Source organism: Glaciecola punicea (assembly GCF_001756615.1).
In the GTDB taxonomy this organism is placed as follows: Bacteria; Pseudomonadota; Gammaproteobacteria; order Enterobacterales; family Alteromonadaceae; genus Glaciecola; species Glaciecola punicea.
In genome coordinates, this window is sequence record NZ_LZXY01000005.1 from 160,050 (window position 1) to 185,408 (window position 25,359).

19 protein-coding genes and 1 tRNA gene are annotated in these 25,359 nt (G+C 42.8%); 17 read left to right on the top strand and 3 right to left on the bottom strand.

The annotated features are described in order from the left end of the window. Window positions 1-43: 43 nt before the first annotated feature. On the top strand, window positions 44-2,392 hold the full coding sequence (locus BAE46_RS08335; RefSeq protein WP_425307102.1) for a zinc-dependent metalloprotease: 2,349 nt from the start codon (window positions 44-46) through the stop codon (window positions 2,390-2,392). A gap of 98 nt (window positions 2,393-2,490) precedes the next feature. Here BAE46_RS08335 and hemN read toward each other — a convergent pair whose 3' ends face one another. Then, window positions 2,491-3,873, bottom strand: a complete 1,383-nt coding sequence (gene hemN / locus BAE46_RS08340; RefSeq protein WP_070112344.1) for an oxygen-independent coproporphyrinogen III oxidase — start codon at window positions 3,871-3,873, stop codon at window positions 2,491-2,493. A gap of 176 nt (window positions 3,874-4,049) precedes the next feature. Between hemN and BAE46_RS08345 the strand changes: the two genes are divergently transcribed. The 6 genes from BAE46_RS08345 to BAE46_RS08370 all read left to right on the top strand — a co-directional run bounded on the left by BAE46_RS08345 (window position 4,050) and on the right by BAE46_RS08370 (window position 12,417). Beyond that, entirely contained in the window at window positions 4,050-4,718 is a 669-nt protein-coding gene (locus tag BAE46_RS08345) for a histidine phosphatase family protein (RefSeq protein ID WP_070112346.1), read from the top strand. Between the two features lie 28 nt (window positions 4,719-4,746). Further along, entirely contained in the window at window positions 4,747-5,967 is a 1,221-nt protein-coding gene (locus BAE46_RS08350; protein ID WP_070112347.1) for an acyl-CoA dehydrogenase family protein, read from the top strand. A 14-nt stretch (window positions 5,968-5,981) separates the two neighbouring features. Then, a complete protein-coding gene (locus BAE46_RS08355) occupies window positions 5,982-6,956 on the top strand; it encodes an NADPH:quinone oxidoreductase family protein (protein ID WP_070112349.1) in 975 nt (324 codons plus the stop codon). A 478-nt stretch (window positions 6,957-7,434) separates the two neighbouring features. Beyond that, window positions 7,435-9,531, top strand: coding sequence for a 3-hydroxyacyl-CoA dehydrogenase NAD-binding domain-containing protein (locus BAE46_RS08360; protein WP_274378071.1), 2,097 nt, complete (start codon window positions 7,435-7,437; stop codon window positions 9,529-9,531). A gap of 34 nt (window positions 9,532-9,565) precedes the next feature. Continuing rightward, complete coding sequence (locus BAE46_RS08365) at window positions 9,566-11,365, top strand: acyl-CoA dehydrogenase C-terminal domain-containing protein (protein WP_006003359.1); 1,800 nt, start codon at window positions 9,566-9,568, stop codon at window positions 11,363-11,365. Between the two features lie 167 nt (window positions 11,366-11,532). Further along, complete coding sequence (locus BAE46_RS08370) at window positions 11,533-12,417, top strand: alpha/beta fold hydrolase (protein WP_006003363.1); 885 nt, start codon at window positions 11,533-11,535, stop codon at window positions 12,415-12,417. 86 nt (window positions 12,418-12,503) lie between these two features. Here the strand turns inward: BAE46_RS08370 and BAE46_RS08375 are convergent, their stop codons facing one another. Beyond that, window positions 12,504-13,406 (bottom strand): LysR family transcriptional regulator, encoded by a 903-nt coding sequence (locus BAE46_RS08375; RefSeq protein ID WP_006003365.1) that lies wholly within the window; start codon window positions 13,404-13,406, stop codon window positions 12,504-12,506. 126 nt (window positions 13,407-13,532) lie between these two features. Here BAE46_RS08375 and BAE46_RS08380 point away from each other — a divergent pair, with 126 nt between their 5' ends. From BAE46_RS08380 to rpsO, 10 genes are all read left to right on the top strand, one after another. Further along, window positions 13,533-13,982, top strand: coding sequence for a MaoC family dehydratase (locus BAE46_RS08380; protein WP_006003366.1), 450 nt, complete (start codon window positions 13,533-13,535; stop codon window positions 13,980-13,982). 176 nt (window positions 13,983-14,158) lie between these two features. Further along, on the top strand, window positions 14,159-16,846 hold the full coding sequence (locus tag BAE46_RS08385; protein WP_070112351.1) for a TonB-dependent receptor plug domain-containing protein: 2,688 nt from the start codon (window positions 14,159-14,161) through the stop codon (window positions 16,844-16,846). A 182-nt stretch (window positions 16,847-17,028) separates the two neighbouring features. Continuing rightward, window positions 17,029-17,331: a 4a-hydroxytetrahydrobiopterin dehydratase gene (locus tag BAE46_RS08390; RefSeq protein WP_006003368.1), complete on the top strand. Its 303-nt coding sequence runs from the start codon at window positions 17,029-17,031 to the stop codon at window positions 17,329-17,331. Window positions 17,332-17,468: 137 nt separating this feature from the next. After that, a tRNA-Met gene (locus tag BAE46_RS08395) sits at window positions 17,469-17,545 on the top strand. A gap of 349 nt (window positions 17,546-17,894) precedes the next feature. Continuing rightward, on the top strand, window positions 17,895-18,353 hold the full coding sequence (gene rimP, locus BAE46_RS08400; RefSeq protein WP_006003369.1) for a ribosome maturation factor RimP: 459 nt from the start codon (window positions 17,895-17,897) through the stop codon (window positions 18,351-18,353). A 36-nt stretch (window positions 18,354-18,389) separates the two neighbouring features. Next, window positions 18,390-19,883 (top strand): transcription termination factor NusA, encoded by a 1,494-nt coding sequence (gene nusA / locus BAE46_RS08405; RefSeq protein WP_006003370.1) that lies wholly within the window; start codon window positions 18,390-18,392, stop codon window positions 19,881-19,883. 22 nt (window positions 19,884-19,905) lie between these two features. Further along, entirely contained in the window at window positions 19,906-22,512 is a 2,607-nt protein-coding gene (infB, locus tag BAE46_RS08410) for a translation initiation factor IF-2 (RefSeq protein WP_006003371.1), read from the top strand. A gap of 96 nt (window positions 22,513-22,608) precedes the next feature. Beyond that, a complete protein-coding gene (gene rbfA, locus BAE46_RS08415) occupies window positions 22,609-23,043 on the top strand; it encodes a 30S ribosome-binding factor RbfA (RefSeq protein WP_006003372.1) in 435 nt (144 codons plus the stop codon). Continuing rightward, window positions 23,044-24,027 (top strand): tRNA pseudouridine(55) synthase TruB, encoded by a 984-nt coding sequence (gene truB, locus BAE46_RS08420; RefSeq protein ID WP_006003373.1) that lies wholly within the window; start codon window positions 23,044-23,046, stop codon window positions 24,025-24,027. 144 nt (window positions 24,028-24,171) lie between these two features. Continuing rightward, the gene (rpsO, locus tag BAE46_RS08425) at window positions 24,172-24,441 is read left to right on the top strand and encodes a 30S ribosomal protein S15 (RefSeq protein WP_006003374.1); all 270 of its coding nucleotides are present in this window, start codon (window positions 24,172-24,174) and stop codon (window positions 24,439-24,441) included. A gap of 122 nt (window positions 24,442-24,563) precedes the next feature. Here the strand turns inward: rpsO and BAE46_RS08430 are convergent, their stop codons facing one another. Then, window positions 24,564-25,298: a hypothetical protein gene (locus BAE46_RS08430; protein WP_006003376.1), complete on the bottom strand. Its 735-nt coding sequence runs from the start codon at window positions 25,296-25,298 to the stop codon at window positions 24,564-24,566. Between the last annotated feature and the right edge of the window lie 61 nt (window positions 25,299-25,359).

Genomic DNA, 25,359 nt, shown 5'->3' on the forward strand with positions numbered 1-25,359 from the left:
GATAATAATATTAGTTGGTCTAACTGTTTTTGCGCTTAACGTAATGTCTAATGTGCCTGATAAGCCCAAAGACTTTATAGCGAATAAACAAATTCTCAGCGGCATGATAGATATAATGCATGAGCCAGCAACAGACTCAGTATTTTTGCGTTTGGACAAACAGCAGCTAAGTAACACCTACATTTTTCAAAGTAGCTTACCCCAAGGGATTGGTTCAAATGATATTGGCCTAGATCGCGGACAGCTTGGCGATACCCGCTTGGTTAAATTTGAGCGCTTCGGCAATAAGCTGCTGTTGAATCAGCTAAACACAGACTATCGTGCGGTGACTGACAACGTCGCTGAGCGTAAAAGTATTAACGAAGCCTTCGCCAGTTCAGTCATCGCAGGCTTTGAAATAGCCAATGAAACACCCACCACCGTATCGATTAACTATACCGCGTTTTTGCTATCTGATATCCATGGTATTGTAGATCGCCTCGAGCGCATAGGACAGGGCGCTTATAGCCTAGATACAGCTCGTTCGGGCATATACTTACCGCGCACTAAAGCGTTCACCAACAACATCGAATTAGAAGCATTAGTCACCTTTGGCGGCTCACCAAAAGGTCAGTTTATTAAAGATGTGACGCCCGATCCAAAAAGTGTATCGGTGCACTTGCATCATTCTTTCATCGCTTTACCAGACGATAATTATCAAACGCGACAGTTTCATCCCTTTTCAGGCTATTGGAAACATAGTTTCATGGACTATTCCGTGCCCATTGAAGCTGACATGGAGCAGGCCTTCATTCCTCGTCATCGATTAGCGAAAAAAGATCCCCGCGCTGCACGGAGCGAGGCGGTAGAACCCATCATTTATTACCTAGACCCTGGCATTCCAGAGCCCGTCTTGAGCGCGTTAAAAGAAGGCGCCATGTGGTGGAATGAAGCGTTTGAGGCAGCCGGCTATATCAACGCATTTCAAGTTAAAGTATTGCCCGATGGCGCCGACCCTATGGATGTTAACTATAACGTAATTCAATGGGTACACCGCGCCACACGTGGCTGGTCTTACGGTAGTTCAGTCATTGATCCGCGTACAGGTGAAATTATTAAAGGTCATGTAACCTTAGGCAGTTTGCGCGTAAGACAAGACTTCTTAATCGCCACAGGTTTCACCGCGCCTTACACATCTTCGTCTGCTAATGAACTTGATGATACTAGCAAAGAACTCACCCTAGCACTTGACCGAATAAAGCAGCTATCGGCGCATGAAGTTGGGCACACCCTTGGCATTGCGCATAATTTTGCGGCAAGTGAAAACGATAGAGCGTCGGTAATGGACTACCCGCACCCACTTATCGAATTAACAAACGGTAAAATAGATATATCAACGGCATACGCATCAGGAATAGGAGATTGGGACAAATACGTTATTGCCTATGGCTATCAAGATTTTGCCAACAAAAAGGAAGAACCTGCAGCCCTATTAGCCCTTGTAAAGAATGCCATAGACACTGGTTTTTTGTATAAATCAGACCCTGACGCGCGTATTTCGAAAAGAGCCTCTGCCAACGGCCATTTGTGGGATAATGGCAAAAATGCAATCGCTGAGTTTAAGCGGGTAAGCGAAGTGCGAGAATTTGCTTTAAATCAATTCGGTAGCGACAATTTACCGTTTAATGGGAACTACTCAGATTTAGAAAGAAGGTTAGTGCCGGTGTATTACTCACATCGATACCAGTTAGACGCGTTGGTGAAACAAATATCGGGGGTCAACTATCGCTATTCGGTTAAGCAGGATCAACAGGCAGCGAATGTGAGCTTTGTGGATGGAAAGCAGCAGGAACGTGCTTTAGGTCTTATAATACAAAGCGCCACAGCCGATTATTTGCGCCTGCCACAGGACTTAATAGCGCAAATTCCGCCCAAAGCCTACGGCAGTCAACGAACCCGAGAGAGTATGCCTTCAAGAATGGGCATTGCTTTTGATCCCATAACGGCAGCAGAGTCAATTAGTGCGCACACGCTTACTATATTACTTCAGGCTGAACGGCTAAACAGACTCGGTTTTCAGCATGCAATGTACACAGATATTCCCTCGGTAACCAAAGTAAGCACCTTGGTATTTAACCGGCTGATTAAAAATAACGACCCAGATAGATTAAGCCAGCGCATTAAAATGGTGGCGCTGTCGGTATTTTTTGATGCACTAGCTAATGATGAACTAAGCCCTGATGCCAAGCTAGAAATGCAGAACGTATTAATCGATTATCAAAAATGGCTGAAGAAATACGACGATAAGCTAGCCAATAGAGTTCTGCTTAAGCATGTTGAGCATTATTGGCAGCACGACAAATGGCCTATGGCCGTTGTGCTAAAGCCTATGCCGCCGGGATCGCCCATTTAGTTGTCGGTCAACAACATAAATGTTAATACGGTAAGATCTAATCTTGCCGTATTAATTTGAGGGTTTGATTGCTTAACAAGAGAGGCTAACAAGAAAGGCTAAATTACACGACTGTATCGTAGCTTATGGGCAGGACTCATCAGGTATTGATCGAAGCTCATGCAAATGTTGCGCACCAGCAAGCGCCCTCTGGAACGTATAGTAATACTGTCTGAATTGTTTGTGACTAAATTGTCACGTTCAAATGGCTGCAGCTGCTGCAAACAATCTTTAAAATATGCGTCAAAATCAATCTCAAATTTTTCGCTAAATTCTGCTTTGTTCACGTAAAAGTTGCACATCAGCTGATTAATAATAGCTCGATGAATTATGTCATCATCGTTTAAGGCAAGGCCTTTTTCAAGCAGGGGTTGCAAGCCGTCTATGGCCTTATAATATTCACCTAGTTTTTTTACATTTTGAGCATAGGCGCTGCCTAAACTACTGATTGATGAAACTCCTAAGCCCAACAAACAGTCTGACTGGTCGCTGGTATACCCTTGAAAGTTTCTAGATAAAGTACGTGCTTTTGCTGCCAGACTGAGTTCATCACTTGGTTTAGCAAAATGATCCATGCCAATAAATTCATAACCTTGATTGCACAAAGTAGTAATACTTTGCTGAAATAAAGAAAATTTGGTGTCGCTTGACGGCAACCATTCATCTTTAATTTTGCGCTGTGCGGGAAACAAACTAGGCATATGCGCGTAACTGAATAAGGATATTCGGTCTGGGTCCATGCGGTTAACTTGCTTGAGCGTATTGGCAAGTTTATCTGCATCTTGGCTTGGCAGACCGTAGATAAGATCGATATTAACGGAGGCGAAACCAACATCTTTGGATCTTGCAATAAGTTTGCAGATGAAGTCGGTGCTTTGTACGCGATTTATTCTTTCTTGCACACAGGGGTTTACGTCTTGCACACCAATGCTGAGTCGGGTAAAACCGATATCTCGCAGTTCGTCAATATACTGAAGGTCAATCTGGCGGGGATCTATTTCAATGCTCTGCTGTATACTGTCGGCAAAGATATAGCTGCTGCGAGCTTCCTGTAACAAGGCGTTCAACTGTTGGGCGCTAAAACAGCTAGGCGTACCGCCGCCAAAATGCACTGAGCTTACTTCAAATCCTGGAAATTGAGTGGCTCGAAGGCGAATTTCCTGCTTTAAATAAGACAAATATTTAGCAAGCTTATCTTGATTACGAGTGACTATTTTATTGCAGCCACAGTAATAGCAAAGTGAATGACAAAACGGGATATGCAAATAAAGTGACACGCTAGGCTTTATTTTTGTGGTTTTTAAGCGGCTAACACTATGAACAAAATCAGCTTCGTTAAATGCTTTGTTAAATGCCAATGCGGTTGGGTATGAGGTATAACGCGGGCCTGTGGTGTTATATTTGTTTAGCATGTTTTTGTCAAAAAATTCGGCAGTGCTCATAAATGTGGCTCTTGTAAGAATGTTGGGTAGACAATAGCAGGCATTGAAACATGTGCATTTGATCTGCATTAAACAAAGGGTATATTTTCGGTTGATGTACTTATATCAAGATAAACAATTACTATTATGCTTTTAAAACAATTAACCTTAAATTTACAATTGTGAATGGACAAAAAATGGCACAAATGATTTTAGTACGTCATGCCCAAGCTTCGTTTGGTGCGCATGATTATGATAACTTGAGCGACTTAGGTCACCAGCAGGCCGCCTTACTAGGGGATTATTTTGCCCAGCGCAAACAAAGCTTCGACTTGGTGGTTGCTGGCAATATGCTTAGGCACAAACAAACCGCTAGCGGTATTGTAGGCCAAAGCAATGAGCACCTTATTACCACTGACGCAGGCTGGAACGAGTTTGATTTTGAAATGATTGTCGCTGCCTATTTACAAGCAAGTCCAGAGCAAGCGCCTGTTTCTGGTGCGCCGCGAAGCCAGTGGTATAGAGTCTTAAAAAAAGCCATGCTGGCGTGGTCAAACGAATCACTGGTATTATTAGGCGGTGAAACGTGGGTGCAGTTTTGTGCCCGTGTGCAAGAAAGCGCGCAAAGCATCCACCAAAGCGATCATCAAAATGTACTGGTAGTGAGTTCAGGCGGGGCAATGGCAGTATTTTTGATGGCCTTGCTAAATACATCGGTAGAACAGGCCATTGCCTTTAATTTACAAATTAAAAACACTAGCGTGAATCATTTTTACTTTAACCGCGCAGGTTTTCAGTTAAATAGCTTTAACAATGTGCCTCACTTAGATACGTTCGCACATTTAGCAAAAATTACTTACAGTTAATAGCCGCAAAAACGGCAAGGAGAACACCATGAATTTTGACCATAGTAGTAAAGTCCAAGATTTGATGGCAAAGCTGTCTACCTTTATGGACACAGAAATTTATCCCATTGAAGAGCATTATCATAATTTAGTGGCCAGTAGTACTGACCGCTGGCAAACGCCCCAGCTTATGGAAGCACTCAAAGACAAGGCGAAAGCCCAAGGCTTATGGAATTTATTTTTACCCAAAGAGTATTTACCGCACGGTGCTGGCCTGACTAACTTGGAGTATGCGCCGCTGTGTGAATTAATGGGCACAGTAATGTTCAGCTCTGAGGTATTTAACTGTAGCGCGCCCGACACTGGCAATATGGAAGTAATAGCCAAATATGGGACGCAAGCACAAAAAGATAAATGGTTGTTACCCCTTCTAAACGGTGAAATACGCTCTGCGTTTGCTATGACTGAGCCTGAGGTTGCCTCCTCGGATGCTACAAATATAGAAACCAGCATCGAAAATAAAGGCGACCACTACCAAATTAACGGACGTAAGTGGTATACCAGTGGCGCAATGAACAATAACTGCAAAATTCTCATTGTAATGGGAAAAACTGACCCATCGGCCGCACGTCATGAACAGCAGTCTCAAATTTTGGTGCCCCTTAATACTCCGGGTGTTACCGTGGTAAGACCAATGGCGGCAATGGGGTATTTAGACGAGCCAATTGGCCATGCCGAGGTGCTGTTTGAAAATGTCAAAGTTCCTAAAGAAAATTTAGTATTAGGGGAAGGCCGCGGTTTTGAAGTGGCGCAAGGACGATTAGGTCCAGGTCGTATTCATCACTGCATGCGCCTAATTGGCTGCGCTCAGCGCGCGCTAGACATGACCTGCGAGCGGATCGAAAACCGCATTGCCTTTGGCCAACCTTTAAGCAAGCAGCAGTCTGTGCGCGAAAGTATTGCGCAAATGTACTGCAAAATTGAACAAGCACGATTACTCACACTAAAAGCCGCTGACAACATGGATAACTACGGGAATAAAGTCGCTAAAAATATTATTGCCGCCATTAAAATAGTCGCACCTAAAATGGCCTGTGAAGTAATTGACGAAGCGATTCAAATACACGGCGCCTTAGGTACGTCTCAAGACACTATTTTATCGGCAACTCTTGCCTATGCTCGTACTATTAGACTAGCAGATGGCCCTGATCAGGTGCATATGATGCAGTTAGGTAAAAACCTTGTGCTAGGTCGTAACAAGAAATTATAAAGGAGTCATCTTTAATGAAAGCAATCTTATGTAAATCATTTGCACCCGTATCTGAATTAGTTTACGAAGAAGTCGACACGCCTAGTGCAGGTAAAGGCGAGGTATTAATTGACGTTGTTGCAGCTGGCGTAAATTTTCCAGACAGCCTGCTGGTGCAGGGGCTGTATCAGATGAAACCTGAACTGCCGTTTATTCCAGGCACCGAAGTCTCTGGTACTATTTCGCAAGTAGGTGAGGGTGTCTCTCATCTGAAAGTAGGCATGAAAGTTATTGCCATGTGCCAGCTAGGCGGCTATGCACAAAAGGTAGCGGTGCCGTACATGCAGGTTATGCCCATTCCTGATGCTATTCCTTTGCAAGAAGCATCGGGTTTGTTAACCGCGCATGCTACTGCACACCACGCTTTAAAACAGCGAGCGCACTTACAATCTGGGGAAACCTTGCTAGTGACAGGTGCGGCTGGCGGAACCGGACTTGCTGCGGTGCAAATTGGAAAAACAATGGGCGCGACCGTTATTGCCGTGTGTTCAAGCGATGAGAAGTGTAAAGTAGCTAAACAAAACGGCGCCGACATTACTATCAATCATAGCCAACAAGATTTAAAAGAAACAGTAAAAGCCCTCACCAAAGGAAAAGGCGTAGACGTAGTTTACGAATGCGTGGGCGGCGATACGTTTCATGCCTGTACGCGCGTAATGGCGTGGTCAGGACGCTTGCTTGTTATTGGTTTTGCAGGTGGTGACATTCCTAAGTTTCCGGTAAATCTTGCACTGGTTAAAGGTTTCTCCGTGGTGGGGGTGTTCTGGGGGTCTTTTACTCAGCACCAACCACAAGATTTTATGATGAATATGAAAGAATTGGTAACATGGTACACGCAAGGCAAAGTAAAAGTGGTGGTAGATGAAGCTTTTAGTTTAGCAAACGCGGTTGACGCGATTAATAAAGTGACGTCGCGCTTGGTAAAAGGAAAAGTGATTTTACTGCCGTAAGATAACGCTGCCGTAAAATAAAAAAGTGACCTCCGGGGGTGGGTACAAGTAATTTTTTCGACATGATACTTCTGCAAGCTGAGTTGTGTTTACGGCATTACTATACAAAACAACTCAGGTGGAGAGCGATACCTTGGCGATACAATCGTATTACATAAAATACTCTACATGAGCTTGAATAAAGAATGTAGCGATGAATTAATAGGCTATTAGCCATTAGTTAAGGGTGTAAGCGCTCTATAAAGCAATCATTTGCAGGCCTTTAAAATAATAGCGCTAATATCAAAGTGGTTCTGGCAACGATCCCTGCTAGAAGATTGGCCTTGCTTATCAGCATGTGCAGATGTAGTAAACTAGTCGCTACAATCAAACTTGCTTATTGTGGTGTATAACAGCAATAAATTAGCGGTAAACGCTTACTTGTTTTAACATTTTGTTAATAAAATAATGTAAGTTCAAATAGGTTACGGTGGTGATAGTGAGTGTAGTCAATTATGCAGTTAACGAAAATATATGCATTATAAGCATGGCTAATAAGCCTGTGAATGCACTTTCAAAGGCGATAAGAACAGGTTTAATAGATGCCATGAATATGGCTTTAGCCAATGACAATGTTGAAGCAATCGTCATTACAAGCGAGTTAGCCTTGTTTAGCGCCGGCGCCGATATCTCAGAATTTTCAAGTGGTGATTTAGCGCCAATTTTACCTGATGTGCTAACGCTTGTTGAAAACAGCAGCAAACCTGTTGTTGCGGCGGTTAACGGCGGTGCTTTTGGCGGCGGTTTAGAATTAGCCTTGGCATGTCATTATCGACTAAGCACAAATCACAACAAAGTCGGCCTTCCGGAAGTACACTTAGGCATACTCCCAGGTGCAGGCGGCACGCAACGCCTGCCTCGTTTAATTGCACCTGAAAAAGCGTTGCAAATGATTGTTACGGGAGCGCCAACGTCGGTAAAAGCCATAAGCGAGCTGTTTGTCAGTATTGTTGAGCCAAGCGAGTTGTTGGTGCAAGCCATAAAAGTAGCAAAACAAGCGGTGGGTAAAGTAATTCCAGCCACAAGTCTCATAAAATTAAGCAGCAGCCCCGAAATTGAGGCCTTATGTGAGCAAACGAAAGTGCAAACCAGCGCTAAGGCACGTGGTTTTTTTGCTCCTGCAAAATGTATCGAGGCTGTAAAAGCTGCTTTTGAATTGCCTTTTGCCCAAGGACTCAAGCGAGAAGGTGAATTATTTGAAGAGTGTATGCATACCCCCCAGGCTCGCGCGCAACAACATTTCTTTTTTGCTGAACGCGTCGCCGGCGCACTTCCCCAAATTGCTAAAGACACTGCGCTTCGAGACATCAAACAAGTAGCCATAATCGGTGCCGGCACAATGGGTGGCGGTATCGCCATGAATTTTGCCAATGTTGGTATTCCGGTGGTACTGCTCGAGCTAGAACAAGCGGCGCTTGACAAAGGTCTAGAACTGATACGTCGTAACTACGAAAACTCAGCGAAAAAAGGCAAGTTGACCCAAGAGCAAGTAGAGCAGCGTATGGAATTGTTAACGGGCACAACCTCCTATGACGATTTGTCAGAGGTAGATTTGGTGATAGAGGCTGTATTTGAAAAAATGTCGGTTAAAAAGCAAGTCTTTGAAGCACTTGATAAGGTGTGTAAGCCAGGTGCAATATTAGCCAGTAATACCTCTACCCTCGATTTAGACGAAATTGCGCAGTGCACATCTCGTGAGCAAGACGTAATAGGCTTGCATTTCTTCTCGCCTGCTAACGTAATGAAACTGCTTGAAATAGTGCAGGGCGCAAAAACAGCAGACGATGTAATAAAAACAGCGATGCATTTAGCCAAGACCATTAAAAAGGTGGGCGTGCTGGTGGGCGTATGTTTTGGTTTTGTGGGCAACCGAATGATAGAAGTGTATGGTCGAGAAGCCGGAAGACTTATGTTAGAAGGCGCTACACCGCAGCAAATCGATAAAGTGATATATGATTTTGGCCTGCCAATGGGCCCTTTTACCATGGGTGATATGGCAGGTTTAGATATTGGTTATTTTGTGAGGCAGTCGCGCAAAGAGTTTATCAGTCACGATCCATCTTATTGCACTGTGGCTGATGAACTAGTTGAAGCTGGCAGGGTGGGCTTAAAAGCTGGGAAGGGCGTGTATTTATATGATGCAGGAAGCCGTTCGCCCATACCCGACCCAAGCGTACTTGATATCGCCAAAAGAAAGGCGAAAGAACTAGGCATTCAACGGCGCGATATAAGCGATCAAGAAATTCTTGAACGCTGTATATACCCACTAATAAACGAGGGAGCCAACATCCTATTAGAAGGCATTGCCCAGCGAGCTAGCGACATTGACGTCATTTACGTGTATGGGTATGGGTTTCCTGTATATCGCGGAGGGCCTATGAAGTTCGCGGACGAAATAGGCGTGAAAGAAGTATTAGCAAGAATGAAGCATTATGAAACAGCTTTAGGCGAATATGGTAAACATTGGTTTACACCGTCGCCACTTTTGGAAGAACTTGCTCAAAAACAGCAAACATTTGCGGGTTTCAAAGCGTAATCATCACGATAAATTAATTATAAAGGTAGTAAACATGCAAAATTATAAAGCGCCACAGCGCGACACACTATTTATAACCCACGAATTATTAGATATGCAGTCGCACTATAAAAAACTTGGTTTTGAAGATGCAAGCGAAGACCTGATAAGAGCAATTTACGCAGAGGCGGGAAAGTTTGCTGAAAACGTGCTCGCTCCCATCAACGCAATTGGCGATCAACAAGGGTGTAAAATAGACGACGGCGTTGTTACCACCCCTGACGGTTTTAAAGAAGCCTACGCGACTTATGTTGAAGGTGGTTGGCCGTCAATGGCGCATCCTGAAGAGTTTGGCGGCCAAGGCTTACCTTATTCACTCGCTACCTCTATGGCGGAATGGTTTTCAGGGGCTAACCATTCATGGGCCATGTATCCGGGCTTGAGTCAAGGCTGTATGGAAACCTTAAAAGGACACGGTACTAAAGAACAGCAAGACTTGTACTTGCTAAAACTAATCGAAGGTTCATGGACCGGCACAATGTGCCTAACTGAGTCACACTGTGGATCAGATCTAGGCATGCTTAAATGTAAGGCCCAGCCAAACGACGACGGTACCTATAGCTTAACAGGTACTAAAATATTTATATCAGCCGGTGAACATGACATGTCAGACAACATTATTCACCTTGTATTGGCAAGATTGCCAGACGCTCCCGCTGGTACAAGAGGCATTTCCTTGTTTATAGTGCCTAAATTCAACCTTGATGAAAAGGGTGAACCAGGCGAGCGCAACGCGGTTAAATGTGGCTCTATTGAGCATAAAATGGGTATTAAGGGCAGCGCGACCTGCGTGATTAATTTTGATGGTGCTACAGCGCACTTAATTGGCCAAGCTAACCGCGGTTTGAACTGCATGTTCACGTTCATGAACATTGCCCGTATAGGCACCGGTGTTGAAGGTTTATCTGCCATTGAAGCAGCGTTTCAAGGCGCATTAGCCTATGCACAAGACCGCACCCAATTCCGTTCAATGACTGGCGTGAAAAATCCAGAAGGTCCTGCCGATCAAATTATTGTTCATCCAGATGTGCGGCGCATGCTATTAACCCAAAAGTCTTTAGCCGAGGGTAACCGAGCATTAGCCAACTACTGCATGAAGCTGGTGGATATTACCACTTACGGCAAAGATGAAGCTGAAAATAAAATAGCCGATTCTAAACTAGCTCTGTTAACGCCAATCGTAAAAGCATTCTTAACAGAGACTGCGCAAGAAGCGACTAGCTATGGTATGCAGGTATATGGCGGACACGGCTATATTGCAGAATGGGGCATGGAACAATTGGCTCGCGATACCCGCATTTGTACCATGTATGAGGGCACGACCGGTATTCAAGCCATTGACTTATTGGCACGAAAAATAATGGGATCTAAGGGCGAACTGCTTAATGTTTTCACTAAAGAAATTAAGGATTATTGCGCTCAGGTTAGAGGTGAATCGCAATTCACCACATGGATAAACTCAGTTGATTCTCATGTTGATGAATGGCTACAAATCACCCAAGACATTGGTAAAGCAGCCGCTAATAACCCTGACGAGTTAGGCGCAGCATCGGTCGATTATTTAATGTATGCAGGCTATGTAACGGTAGGTTATTTCTGGCTACAAATGGCCGTAGTCGCGCAGAAGAAGCTAGACGAGGGCACTACAGAAAAAGATTTTTATGAAGCTAAAATACACACTGCTAAGTTCTATTTCGATCGAATGCTGTCGCGCACGCGCTCACTTGTGTCATCAATTCATTCAGGCAGCGACAATCTGATGCAAATGAAACCAGAGCTGTTTAAAGTAGGTTAAGCGCTTAGCCGAATTAGGGCTCATTGTCAGCAACTTGTATTGTTGGCAATATAAAGTTGCTAATTATAGACTGAGAATTAAAACTAAAGGTGGGCATATTAGCCCACCTTTTTTTTGGTGCAAGCAAAGCTGTTAGCACGCAACACTTTTAGGAATCACATAGGCGCATGCATATTCAGCAAAATTCTATCGCATTGTCAAACACCACAATTACTTATTTGCACGCAGGAGAGGAGATAAGCGTGGTAAATAAACCCATCATGATAATGCTGCATGGATTTCCAGAAAACAGCTGGAGTTGGGAGTATTATTTATATCACTTTAGTGACACCCATCATGTTTACGCGCCTGATTTACCCGGTTATAATTTTAGTCTCGGTTTAGGCGATGCCAAAAACTATACAATAGAAAACTTAATAACCTGCATGGCTGAATTTATTGAAAGCGTGAACAAAGGCCAAAAAATAGTCTTAGTTGCACATGATTGGGGCGGCGCCATCGCTTGGCCGTTAGCCGCGTTTCACGCCCCGCTAATAGATAGAATTATTATTATGAATGCAGCCCACCCTTCAACGTTTACGCGCGAAATGGCAAGCAATATCTTACAACAGCAGCGCTCTGATTATATTACTGACTTAATATCCGAAGAAGGATACGCGTTGGTGACTGCAGACAATTTTTACCGCTTGAAAAAGTTGTACGGCGGCTGGTTTACTAAATTATCTGCGCTGCAACAGGTGCATTATTTAGCCCAATGGGATGACCGATTGAGCATGCAACATTCGTTTGCCTACTACAAATGCATGCCCAACTTAGTGACCACTAGAATTCAAGGCAAGCAGACCCTAAAACTGCCTAATATTCGTATCCGCGTGCCTACTTTAGTGCTGTGGGGTATGAAAGACACCGCATTTGTCCCAGAAGTGCTAAATGGCTTAGATAATTGGGTCGAGCACCTGCAGATAATTAAATTTGATGATGCGAACCACTGGCTGCATCATCAACTACCCGAGCAGGTAAGCGTTTGCATGCGCAAATTTTTGGTCCCATAAACTTTCAATGGTCCTAGACGTGCCGAAACGTTGCGCTATTGCTAAGTATTCTTATTATACAGGGCTTGTGCTTTCGTCTATAGGCCTTAGCCGTGATCGTAGGCTTTTGCAACCTCCGCAATTTGATCGCGCATCCATTGATGGGCAGCATCATGATCGGCGCTTAAATGCCAATATAAAAAGTATTCAATGCGGGGGAGCTCAAATGGTAATTCAAACATTGCTAGCTCGTAGTGTTTTGCCAAATGATAGGGCATACACACGATAAGATCAGACTTTGAAACCGCGCTAGGCGCGGTTAAAAAGTGTTGACCGCGCATTACGACCCTTCTTTTTTTGCCGAGCTTGTCTAAGGCTACATCCACAGGTCCTGGACCTGATTTACGTTGAGAAATATTAATGTGACCTAATTTCAAAAAGTCATCCATGTTCATACTATTTTTTACCACAGGGTGGTTTTTTCTGGCGAGCACAACAAAGCGGTCAGTGGCAATAACTTGCTTCTTCAAATGAATATCGCTGAAGGTAGAGGCATCGGCATAAAAGTCTAAATTACCAGATGCCATCGACGAGACTATTTGCTGGCGAGGTATTTCATAGTTGGTGAGAGTAATATTTGGCGCGGTGTGCTGCAATTGCGCCAATAACCTAGGCATAATGCTCACTTCGAGTAAATCTCTGCTAGCAAAGTTAAATACTTTGGTGGAGGTTTCAGGCTCAAAAATATGACTTTGTTGAACACTCTTACGCAGCAGTCCTAAGGCCTGCCTTGCTGGCACTATAATGTTTTGCGCGACTGGAGTAGGTGTCATGGAGTGGCCGGTTCTAACAAAAAGAGGATCGTTTAACATGTCGCGTAAACGTGCCAGCGAATTACTCACCGCAGGCTGGGTAATGCATAAAACATCTGCTGCTTTGGTTAAACTGCCAGCGGTATAAATAGCATCAAAAACAGCAAATAAGTTAAGGTCGATTCTATGCAGGTTCATAAATACAAGTTCCTGGGTTAACTATCATAATTATTAATAAGTGATTAACATAATAGATAAGTTGATGTATAAATCAAATGAATAGTATAAATAATTTTCAATTAGAATAACGAATAAGGCCAGCCCATGGATATTATGCACTTGGCAGTAGGAAGCACTCACGAAAGCCCCAATTTACACAGGGTGACTCAAGAACAAATTCAAAAGTTTGCCGACGCAACAGGCGATCACCAATGGATACACCTCGATAGCGAAAAATGTGCAAAACTTAGTCCTTACAAAACAACCATTGCCCACGGTTTTTTAACGCTGTCGCTGATGCCGCAAATGTTTGCCGAGGCTATTGTTGTTAATCCGAAAACAACAACCATGATCAATTATGGCATGGATTCTTTGCGTTTTATTGAAGCAGTTCGGGTTAATGATAAAATTAAGTACGTGTTTACCCTAGTCAATATAGAAAATAAGTCGACTGGTAATTTATATAAATTTGAAGGTAAAGTGCTAATAGAGGGTAGACAGAAACCTGCTTTAATTGGCACCTTTTTGACACTAGTATTAAAAGCAAAGGACTAAAATTTACATTTTAGTTTACCTGGTTAGACCATATTTATAGCTTATAGATACAGATAAATAACATTTTATTTACAATTTATCATCTAAAGCCTAATATCTTTGAAGCGTTCGCATGCGTGGACGTAAAAAAATAATAAAGTGCATTTCGACTAATGCACCCACACTGGGGATAGCATATGAAATTTACAGGTAAAAAAACCATTATTGCTGCATTTGTAGCAACGCAGATGCTCGCACTACCAACACTAGCAATTGCACAAGAACAAGAACAAGAAGATGAAGCCAGCCAGGTAGAACTTATTATGGTAACGGGCAGTTTTGTTAGGCGCAGTGAAAATTTCGAATCACCTTCACCTCTCGCCGTAGTGGACAGTATTGCAATAGACGCAATTGGTGCTAAAAATATTGCTGATATTACACAAACTTTAACGATTAATTCGGGTGCTGAAAATAACCCTGACGCTTTTACTCAAAATGCAACAGCAGGGACATCGAATATTAATTTACGCGGGCTAGGCGTTGCGTCAACTCTTGTGCTGTTGAACAACCGTCGGCAAGTAGTAAACTCACAGCAAACTAACGAGGGACTCAACTTTGTAGACACAAGCTCGCTGGTGCCAATGATTGCAATTGATCGCGTTGAGATTATAAAAGATGGCGCTTCCGCTTTGTATGGCTCTGATGCCGTAGCGGGTGTTGTCAACTTTATTACCAAACGACAATATGACGGCGCCAAAGTCTCCTTTGATTATCAAGATGGTGCTCATGGCAACAACAAAGAGTATGTCATTCAAGGCTTATTTGGTGCAACGGGCGAAAAAGGCAATGTGATGGCAGCACTTAGTTATACTAATCGCTCCCCTTTATTTTTAAGTGACAGACGTTTGTCTCGTCCGCAAGATGATACCAGTGCTTTGGGAAATCCAGGCACATTCTTTATTGGTGCGTTGCCTATTATTGACCCTACAGGCTGTGCCGAATTTGGTGGTTTTCCAAATCCAATTCCAACTCTGCAAGGGCTAACTCCGTTTGAAGAAGGTACCTGTGGGTTTGATTTCGGTCCGGGCTACTCTTACGTCCCGGATGAAACGCGAGTTAATGCCTATTTCAAAGCAAACTATGATATTACTGACACACTTCTTTGGAGCACCGAGGTTGGTATAGCAAGAAATAGGGCGGAGCGTGGAGGCGCACCAAGTTTTCCTAATCTTCGTGGCCCTATCGTACCAGCTACCCATCCAAACAACGTTTTCGGTAGGCCGGTCATGTTCTTTGGGCGTGCTGAAGGCAACGGATTTGACGCTGACCCAGCTAACACCGAGTCAGATACCTTTAGATTTAATACATCCCTGCAAGGTGAGTTAGAAAACGGCTTTTGGGAGGTCAGTTATACTAACGCCACCAATAATTTCTTATTTAGAGTAGAAGATGTTCTAAACACTGAATTTAACCTAGCCCTAAATGGTTTTGGCGGGGCCGAGTGTAATCCGGTTACCGGCACACCGGGTGAGGGCGGTTGTGAATACTTCAACCCATTTGCTACCTCCTATACAACATCTCCTAACTCTCAATATGTTATTGACTCGTTTTCGGCAGATCAAGTAATCGATTCTAAGTCTACTTTAGAAGTTATCGAAGGATTTGCGTCATTCGATATTTTTGAAATGGATGGTGGCGCCGCAGGTCTTGCACTTGGACTGCAATATCGTGAAGAATCTTTGATGCAGGACTATGACAAGTTATCAAATGAAGACAGCTTTTCGTTCGTAATAGGTAACCCTGATTTTGACGACAGTATAAGTGTTATTGCGGCATTTGCCGAAATAGCGTTGCCAGTAACCGAAGATTTAGATATTCAAATTGCTTTACGTTTTGAAGACTACGGTGGCACGGTAGGTAACACCGTTGATCCAAAATTTGCGTTCAACTACAGAGCAACTGAAGATTTCTCTGTACGTGCTTCTATCTCAACTTCGTTCAGAGCACCTTCTGTGTTTATGCAAAACGGTGGTGCCACTAGTTTGCAGCAGTTGAATGATCCACTTATAAACGCTAATGCATTTGCCGCCGTAAGAACTTCAGGGAATGCCGACCTTACGCCTGAAGAGTCTACCGCTTATAACATTGGGTTTTCTTTGGAGCCTATCGACGGTTTAACAGTAGAAGTTGATTATTGGAACTTTGATTTTAAAGACCTAATTATTCAAGAAAGTGCACAAGCAATCTTGTCCTTAAATCCTAGTGACACAACTCGTATAATAAGAGCTGGAGATCCACTTACCGGACCTTTAATTCAAGTGAATAATACATTTGTGAATGCGAGTTCACTTAATACATCAGGTTTTGATTTTGTTACTAGCTACAAAATAGAGACCGAGGGCATGGGTCGATTTACGCCTACATTGCAAATGACTTATGTTACCGAGTATGAATTAGACGACCCACAGGCCGGCATAATTGATGGAGCAGGCAGACGTAATTTCACGAACATTGGTGTTTCATCACCTGAACTACGCGCTAATTTGGGATTGAATTGGACTAACGGCGCTTATAGTGCAAATATTTTTGCGCGTTATATTAGCGCTTACGACGACGATCAGAACTGCGCCGATGGCGGGCCTATTGCAGCTGGTTGTTCAGCACAAGGACTAAAAGAAGTTGAGAGCCACACGATTTTTGACGGACAAATAAATATTGATATAAGTCAGTTGCTGGGTACACAAACAAGCTATTTACTTAGCCTTGGAGCTATTAATATGCTTGATGAAAACCCTCCACAGCTTTTCACTAACAGTGGCTTTGATTCAAAAGTACATGACCCTCGAGGACGTCAGGTATACGCAAGATTCGCTGTAGAATTTTAATCAACTAGGCACTATTAATAGACAATTTGCTTGCTAACGCTTGTTAAAACTACAAAACGGCTTCTTTTTGAAGCCGTTTTTGTCAGCGTCATATTCTAGCAGATGGTGATCTGCTTTTAGTCTGCAGTCGTTTATATTGTTATGATGTAGACATTAACTCGATACGCTTGAGGAACTTACATATGCCAAATAAACTAAGCGATAAAGAAATAAATCACCATTTGCAACTTTTAAATGAAAAGGCGGGGGATAATAAATGGCAAATAAAAGACGACAAGCTACATAAAACATTTACCTTCAAGAGCTTTATTAGAGCGTTTGGGTGGATGACACAAATTGCGATTTGGGCTGAAAAATTAAAGCATCACCCTGAATGGTTCAATGTTTACAATAAAGTGGTAATTGATTTAACGACACATGATGTGAATGGTATAAGTGAGCTTGATTTTGAACTCGCAAGTAAAATGGAACAGTTTTGCTCATAAAACGAGCTATACATTTCGTTTTGTGTAAACTTTGTGCAAGCAGTAAAAATATCGTATTTAGCAGTTGCATACTAAATTCTGCTATGTATAATACGCCCAACTTGAAGAGACAGAGTTCAAGTTAACCGGAATTCAAACGCGGGATGGAGCAGTCTGGTAGCTCGTCGGGCTCATAACCCGAAGGTCGTAGGTTCAAATCCTGCTCCCGCAACCACCTTAAAAACCACGCTTAGCTGCGTGGTTTTTTATTTGCGATATTGTCGCGGTGCTAGTACAATTACAAACTTGAGTAACGAACTCCCTGAATGTTTGCATAGTCTGAGAATATCTATGTTAGAAGTCATTACAAAGCAACGTTAAAGCAAGCAGGTATGACTAAATCTACTGCGTAGGTTTTATCAAAATGTACAAGCAGCTATTACTATTTTGTGTCAGCAGCATCAAATAACTTGAACTTAGGTAATAGCTCCGCATGCTCGGGGCTTTTTTGTTTCTGTCACGCACTTAAAGCAATGTTTATTGGGCTATAAGCCCTTTTTTTATATGTATAAATGGAGTTGGGATTGTCACAGCTTGAAAAGAAATTAACACAAATGCTTGAAGCTCCCGTCGAGGCGGTTGGTTTTGAGCTAGTAGGCGTAGAATTTATTCGTGCTGGTAAGCATTCTACCTTGCGAATATATATCGACTCTGAAAATGGTGTCGAAATAGAAGACTGTGCAGACGTAAGTCGCCAAGTCAGTGCCGTACTAGACGTTGAAGATCCTATTACCAATGAATACAATTTAGAGGTTTCATCACCAGGTATGGACAGACCTCTTTTCAAACCTGAACATTATAATCAGGTACTTGGACAAACCATAACCATAAAACTACAAATGCCGCAAAACGACAGGCGTAATTTTAAAGGTACATTACAAAGTTGCGACGAACGTAGCTTTGTAATGGTCGTAGACAATGAAGAGTTCGAACTGGCTTATGACAATGTGCTAAAAGCCAACTTAGTGCCAGAATTTGAGTAAATTTATTATGTTCTTAACATCAGCTATGAGGCGAAGATGAGCAAAGAAATACTACTAGTAGCAGAAGCAGTTTCAAATGAAAAACAAGTGCCAAAAGAAAAAATATTTGAAGCTTTGGAGTTTGCATTAGCAAGTGCCACTAAAAAGAAAAGTGAGGGTAATATAGAAGTCCGTGTCGCTATTAATCGCGAAACAGGCGCTTTCGATACTTTTCGTCGCTGGATGGTAGTTGCGGACGATATTGTGCAGGAAAATCCCTTTGCTGAAATAACTATTTCAGCGGCACAAATCGACGAACCTGATATCCAATTAGGTGAATTCGTTGAAGACCAAATTGATTCAATTGCATTTGACCGGATTACTACACAAACCGCTAAGCAAGTAATTGTACAAAAAGTGCGTGAAGCCGAGCGCGACCAAATGATAGCCGAATATCAAGATAGAGTAGGCGAGCTGGTAACAGGTACGGTCAAAAAAGTAAACCGTGAAAATGTACTTATCGACTTAGGAAACAACGCAGAAGGGGTTATTTTAAGAGAAGATATGCTGCCTCGCGAAACTTTTCGTCCAGGCGATCGGGTGCGTGGACTACTTTACGTTATCCGCCCAGAAGCACGCGGTGCACAGTTATTTATTAGCCGTACTCATCCCGACATGTTAGTTGAATTATTCAGATTAGAAGTGCCAGAAATAGCAGAAGAAACATTGGAAATTAAAGCATGTGCTCGCGACCCAGGCGCACGCGCTAAAATTGCAGTGAAAACCAATGACAAACGCTTAGACCCTGTTGGCGCCTGCGTAGGCATGCGTGGTTCACGAGTGCAAGCTGTTTCAAGTGAATTAGGCGGCGAACGCGTAGACATCGTTCTGTGGGATGAAAACCCAGCCTCGTTCGTTGTGAATGCGATGTCTCCAGCTGAAGTTTCTTCGATAGTGGTTGATGAAGACGCCAATTCGATGGACATTGCTGTAGAGCCCGATAACCTAGCTCAAGCTATAGGTCGTAACGGTCAAAATATTCGCTTAGCTAGTCAGCTTACCGGATGGGAACTTAACGTGATGACGGTAGCTGACTTGACTACTAAACACGAAGCAGAGAATCAAAAAGTACTATCAGTGTTTACTGAAGGGCTAGAAATTGATGAAGATTTTGCGCTGTTATTAGTCGACGAAGGTTTTACGAGTTTAGAAGAAATAGCCTACGTGCCTATTAGTGAGTTACTCGACATTGAAGGACTAGATGAAGAGCTTGTTGAAGAACTTCGCAGTAGAGCAAAAGCCACCTTAACAACCCGAGCGCTAGCGAATGAAGAATCGCTAGAGTCGGCACAACCGCAGCAAGAACTTCTCGATTTAGAAGGTATGGATAAGCACATAGCGTTTATACTAGCGAGCCGCGGCATCACCAACCTTGAGTTGTTAGCTGAACAAGGCACCGACGAAATTAGTGACATTGAAGAGTTAAGCGAAGCGAAAGCGGGTGAGCTCATCATGGCAGCGAGAAACCTCGTTTGGTTTAACGAAGAATAGGTCAATAGGAGAATTATTCGATATGGCAGAAGTTACCATAGAAAAGTTAGCAAGTGATATAAGCACGACTGTTGACCGATTATTAAAGCAATTCAAAGATGCAGGCATAGACAAAGCAGCCGCAGATAATGTAACTGAAGAAGAAAAGCAGAAACTGCTCGATTTTTTAAGTAAACAACATGGCGGCGAGGGCGCAAAAGCGCCTATGAAAATGACTCTTCAACGTAAAACAACCACGACGCTCAACTTAGGCAAGTCTAGAGCGGTTAAAGTAGAGGTACGTAAGAAACGCACCTACGTTAAACGTTCAGACGCTGATTTAGAGCGCTTAGCACAAGAAGAAGTGCAGCGTAAAGCCGATGACGAGGTACGCCAAGAATTAGAGCGCCAAGTAGCTGAAGCCGCTAAAGCCGAAGCGGTGGAAAAAGCTAAAAAAGTGGCTGAAGCGCGCAAGCAGCAAGACGCTGAAAGAGCTACACGTGCAGAAAAAGCCAAAAAAGAAGCGGAAGAACGCAAGTCTACTGACTCTAAATTAACTGATGAAGAACGCAAAGCACAAGAACTTGCTAGAGCGGAAGCTGAAAATCTTAAAAAGCAGCAAGAAGAAGAAATCCAGAAAAAACTTGAAAAAGAAGCGATCAAAGCCGCCGAAGATGCACGTAAGCTAGCCGCTGAAAACTCGCGTCGTTGGAAAGAAGAGGAAGAACGCCGCAAGAAGGATGAAGCTAAAGAAGTTCATTTGCATTCAAATCGCTATGCGCAAAGAGCTGAAGACGAGGAAGATGCGCAGATAGAGCGTGGTGGGCGTCGTCGCAAAAAGTCTAAGAAGAACGCAGGTGAAGATCTTAAACATAGCTTTAATAAGCCAGTAATGCCAGTCGAAAGGGTTGTCAAGCTAGGTGAAACAATCACCGTTAGTGATTTAGCTAGCCGTATGGCAGTTAAAGGCACGCAAGTTATTAAGACGATGATGAAAATGGGCGAGATGGCAACTATTAATCAAGTGCTTGACCAAGAAACGGCTATACTTGTGATTGAAGAGATGAATCACAAATACGAAATCGTTAATGAAAATGCGCTTGAAGAAGAGCTTATTGCAAACTCTGAAGGCGGGCAGAAAGTGTCGCGTGCGCCAGTTGTTACCATAATGGGTCATGTTGATCATGGTAAAACATCTTTACTTGATTATATTCGACGTGCAAAAGTTGCCGACAGTGAAGCCGGCGGTATTACTCAGCACATAGGGGCATATAGTGTACAAACTGACAAAGGTCGCATCGCGTTTTTAGATACGCCAGGACACGCGGCATTCACAGCAATGCGTGCACGTGGCGCAACTGCAACCGATATTGTGGTACTAGTAGTTGCTGCCGACGATGGCGTGATGCCGCAAACCAAAGAAGCCATTCAGCATTCACTTGCCGCTGGTGTTCCCATGATTGTGGCCGTAAACAAAATGGATAAAGAGTCGGCCGATCCTGATCGCGTCAGAAACGAACTTTCACAGGTGGGTGTTATCTCTGAAGAGTGGGGCGGTGATTACCAGTTTGTCAGCGTATCTGCCAAAACAGGCATGGGCGTTGACGATTTATTAGAAGCGATTAATATACAGGCCGAAATGCTTGACCTGCAGGCAATTCCTGATGGCCCAGCACGCGGTATTGTGATTGAATCTCGGCTCGATAAGGGCCGTGGTCCGGTTGCTTCAGTACTAATACAAGCCGGTGAATTACGCGCTGGTGATATTTTATTGTGCGGCGAAGAATACGGACGTGTTCGGGCAATGCGCGATGAGACAGGCGCCGATATTGAATCGGCAGGTCCTTCAACCCCTGTCGAAGTATTAGGTTTGTCAGGCATACCTATTGCTGGTGAAAGCGCGCTTGTGGTGCAAAATGAACGCAAAGCGCGTGAAGTAGCAGCAAAGCGTCATACTAAGCAGCGTGAACTTAAATTAGCTAAACAGCAAAAAGCTAAGCTTGAAAACATGTTTGCAAACATGGAAAGCGGCGATGTTAGTGAGTTAAATATTGTTCTAAAAGCCGATGTACAAGGTTCAATTGAGGCAATTGCCGACAGCTTAACAAGACTGTCTACCAGTGAAGTTAAAGTGAACATAGTAGGTAGCGGCGTAGGCGGAATAACTGAGACTGACGCTAGCTTAGCGGCTGCATCTTCTGCAATTGTCGTTGGCTTTAACGTGCGAGCCGATGCTACAGCAAGAAAAATGATTGAAGCTGAGGAAATTGATCTTCGCTACTACAGCATTATTTATGAACTAATTGACGAAGTGAAACTCGCGATGACAGGTATGTTGGCGCCAGAGTTTAGACAGCAAATCATTGGTTTAGCCATGGTTCGTGATGTGTTTAAATCACCTAAAATTGGCGCAATCGCAGGCTGTATGGTAACTGAAGGCGTAATTAAACGTAGCAATCCAATTCGTGTACTGCGTGAAAACGTAGTTATATATGAAGGTGAGTTAGAATCATTGCGCAGATTTAAAGACGATGTTCAAGATGTCAAAAAAGGCATTGAATGTGGTATTGGCGTTAAAAACTATAACGACGTTAAAGTAGGCGACCAAATAGAAGTATTTGAGATTGTTGAAGTTAAACGCGAGTTATAGCACTTAATAAAACCAAATAGGACGGAGGCCATGTGCCTCCGTTTTTGTCACTATGCTATTTACACACAGTGTAGTAATAGTAAAAAAGGTAAAGATATGGCCAGAGAATTTTCTAGAACCGACAGAGTTGGTCAACAAATTCATAAAGAGGTAGCAAGTATACTTCAGCATGAATTCAAGCACCGTGAGCCAGAAGTAGGCATGATTACTGTATCGGGCGTTGAGGTCTCGAGAGATCTTGCGCATGCAAAGATATTTGTTACATTCTATAGCAACAGTCCTGAAAAAATAAATGATGACTTTGAAAAACTACAAGAGTCTAAAAGCTTTGTAAGGGGTTTATTAGGCCGACGAATAAGAATGCGTAACGTGCCCGCCGTACACTTTTTCAAAGATAGTTCCATAGAAGAAGGTGCGCGTATTTCAGCCTTAGTGAATATAGCGGTGGCTTCTGACAAAGCTAAGCACATTGGTGAGGAAAACCACGATGAAGCTTCTGATACACATTCAACAAAGAATAGCGATGAATAAATGGCGCGAAAAAGAAAAGGGCGCCTAATAAACGGAATATTATTAGTTGATAAACCACAAGAAATATCTTCAAATCAAGTGGTTCAGCGTGTTAAGCGTATTTATAAAGCGGCTAAAGCCGGTCATACAGGTGCCCTAGACCCTTTAGCCACAGGTTTATTACCAGTATGTTTAGGTGAGGCGACCAAGTTTTCTCAGTTCTTACTTGATGCTGATAAAAGTTACTTTGTAACCGCAAAGCTAGGCGAAAGAACCGACACTTCAGACGCCGACGGCGAAATCGTAGAATCAAGGCCCGTACTAGTAAATGAAGCTGATATAAAGGACGCCATTAAGCACTTCATTGGCCCAATTAAGCAAATTCCATCTATGTTCTCAGCGCTTAAGTATGAGGGCAAGCCTTTATATTTTTATGCTCGTCAGGGTATTAACATAGACAGACCAGCGCGAGATATCACAATTCGTAGTATTGAATGGATCAGCCTAATTGGGGATGAACTATCATTAAACGTGAGCAGTTCTAAAGGAACCTACATTAGAACTTTAATTGACGATTTAGGTCAAATGTTAGGCTGTGGGGCGCATGTTATCGTGCTTCGTAGAACGGCAGTTGCCCACTATAAAGCGTCACAAATGCTGACATTTGATGAGCTTGATTTCTTAGTTGAAGCTAGTCGTGATATACAAAATAGCCAGCTCAATGGTCCAAAGTCACTGCATGAAGCTGAAGACTTCACAGATCTAGATAACTTGCTGCTGCCCATGGATACACCTATAGAGGCGCTAGCAAGAGTTGAAATTTCAGAACAAGATACTTTGTATTTTCAGCAGGGTCGCAATATTATAATAGCGTCTAGTTTGCTTGACAATATACAAGTAGCGGAAGTTGTTCGCGTTTATCAAGCCACTAGCAATCTCTTTTTAGGCGTTGCCAGTGTGGACGACGCAAACATGATACACCCGAAGCGTGTAGTGGTTTACTAAGATTTTATTGCGCATATGTTATGCAAAACAGGTAAGAATTGGAATAAGCACTTGCGCTAGTTTAATTAATCTTTATACTACGCCCTCACTTTGCGAACCTGAATTAGTGATTGGGTTCGTTTCACATTATTTTTTGGAGATATTATGTCACTAACTACAGTAGAAACAGCTAAAATAATTGCCGAGCACGGCCTTAAAGAAGGCGACACAGGTTCACCTGAAGTACAAGTTGCTTTGCTTACTCACAACATTAATAAGTTACAAAGTCACTTTGCAGACCATAAAAAAGATCACCATTCTCGTCGCGGGCTTTTAAGAATGGTAAGTCAGCGCAGAAAACTTCTTGATTATTTAAAGCGCAAAAATGCTCAGCGCTATTTAAACATTATTAAGCTTTTAAGCATTCGCCGCTAGGCACTTGCGTCAGTATAAATTTAGTTAAAAAAAAGCATCTTAAAGATGCTTTTTTATATTTATATTTTATGTTTAAGTGGTTATGAAGTCACAGTACATCGCCATTTTTTCTGATCTGTTTATCAGACAATCTTATTGGCAACCTCATCTAGTTTGTTTTCAAGCTGCTGGATTTTTTGTAACAAGGTAGTATTTCTTTTTTCCAACAAAATAAGCTTTTCTGTCATGTCTCTAAGCGATTGAACTTGGGCTGTATTTTTTTGCCTGTTGTCGTCTAGCTTAGCGTCTAGCGTTAACATTTCATTTGCTTGAGCATTCACCTTTGTATTTACGCCGTCTATACGCGACTGCATGTTAGCGGCAGCAGTTCTATTGTCTGCTAGCTTATTTTCTAATTCTTTACTTAAGCGACTGGCATCTTTTTGAAAACCTGTAAATTCCGTATTCAGTGCTTTTATTTCTTGTTGATTTTTGCGCCATGCAGAAGCCCATAACTTATCCATTTGATCCCACAGTTCTTCGCTTTTTTCGGCAAGTTCACCCACTTTAACCTGCAGTTCAACTGTAGAGTTACCCATTTCTTCTCCAGTAGCGGACAACCTGTCTTCAAGAGATTGAATTCTACTCGCACTTTGTGCGAGTACTTTTTGATTTTGCACATTAGCGCTATACAAATAGGCTGAAGCAGCACAGGCAATAACGGCAACAATTAGAACAAGGCTGGTGAACGAATTGTTGCTTTTAGGTGCACCTGCACTTGTTTTAGCGCTGCCTTGTCGATTTCCTGCCGATGGGATCCTGTCGCTCAATTCAATATTTATGGGTTCGAAATCTTTGTCTTTGGGATCGTCTGACATCCATCAGGTCCTTTTATTATAAATTGTTTAACACGCTGCTGATATCATACAACAACTTGTA

Coding starts and splice junctions, on each gene's coding strand:
- rbfA (WP_006003372.1), top strand. CDS start 22,609: ATGGCCAGAGAATTTTCTAGAACCGACAGAGTTGGTCAACAAATTCAT.
- nusA (WP_006003370.1), top strand. CDS start 18,390: ATGAGCAAAGAAATACTACTAGTAGCAGAAGCAGTTTCAAATGAAAAA.
- BAE46_RS08380 (WP_006003366.1), top strand. CDS start 13,533: ATGGATATTATGCACTTGGCAGTAGGAAGCACTCACGAAAGCCCCAAT.
- infB (WP_006003371.1), top strand. CDS start 19,906: ATGGCAGAAGTTACCATAGAAAAGTTAGCAAGTGATATAAGCACGACT.
- hemN (WP_070112344.1), bottom strand. CDS start 3,873: ATGAGCACTGCCGAATTTTTTGACAAAAACATGCTAAACAAATATAAC.
- rpsO (WP_006003374.1), top strand. CDS start 24,172: ATGTCACTAACTACAGTAGAAACAGCTAAAATAATTGCCGAGCACGGC.
- BAE46_RS08355 (WP_070112349.1), top strand. CDS start 5,982: ATGAAAGCAATCTTATGTAAATCATTTGCACCCGTATCTGAATTAGTT.
- BAE46_RS08390 (WP_006003368.1), top strand. CDS start 17,029: ATGCCAAATAAACTAAGCGATAAAGAAATAAATCACCATTTGCAACTT.
- BAE46_RS08385 (WP_070112351.1), top strand. CDS start 14,159: ATGAAATTTACAGGTAAAAAAACCATTATTGCTGCATTTGTAGCAACG.
- BAE46_RS08375 (WP_006003365.1), bottom strand. CDS start 13,406: ATGAACCTGCATAGAATCGACCTTAACTTATTTGCTGTTTTTGATGCT.
- BAE46_RS08430 (WP_006003376.1), bottom strand. CDS start 25,298: ATGTCAGACGATCCCAAAGACAAAGATTTCGAACCCATAAATATTGAA.
- BAE46_RS08345 (WP_070112346.1), top strand. CDS start 4,050: ATGGCACAAATGATTTTAGTACGTCATGCCCAAGCTTCGTTTGGTGCG.
- BAE46_RS08335 (WP_425307102.1), top strand. CDS start 44: ATGTCTAATGTGCCTGATAAGCCCAAAGACTTTATAGCGAATAAACAA.
- BAE46_RS08365 (WP_006003359.1), top strand. CDS start 9,566: ATGCAAAATTATAAAGCGCCACAGCGCGACACACTATTTATAACCCAC.
- BAE46_RS08350 (WP_070112347.1), top strand. CDS start 4,747: ATGAATTTTGACCATAGTAGTAAAGTCCAAGATTTGATGGCAAAGCTG.
- BAE46_RS08370 (WP_006003363.1), top strand. CDS start 11,533: ATGCATATTCAGCAAAATTCTATCGCATTGTCAAACACCACAATTACT.
- truB (WP_006003373.1), top strand. CDS start 23,044: ATGGCGCGAAAAAGAAAAGGGCGCCTAATAAACGGAATATTATTAGTT.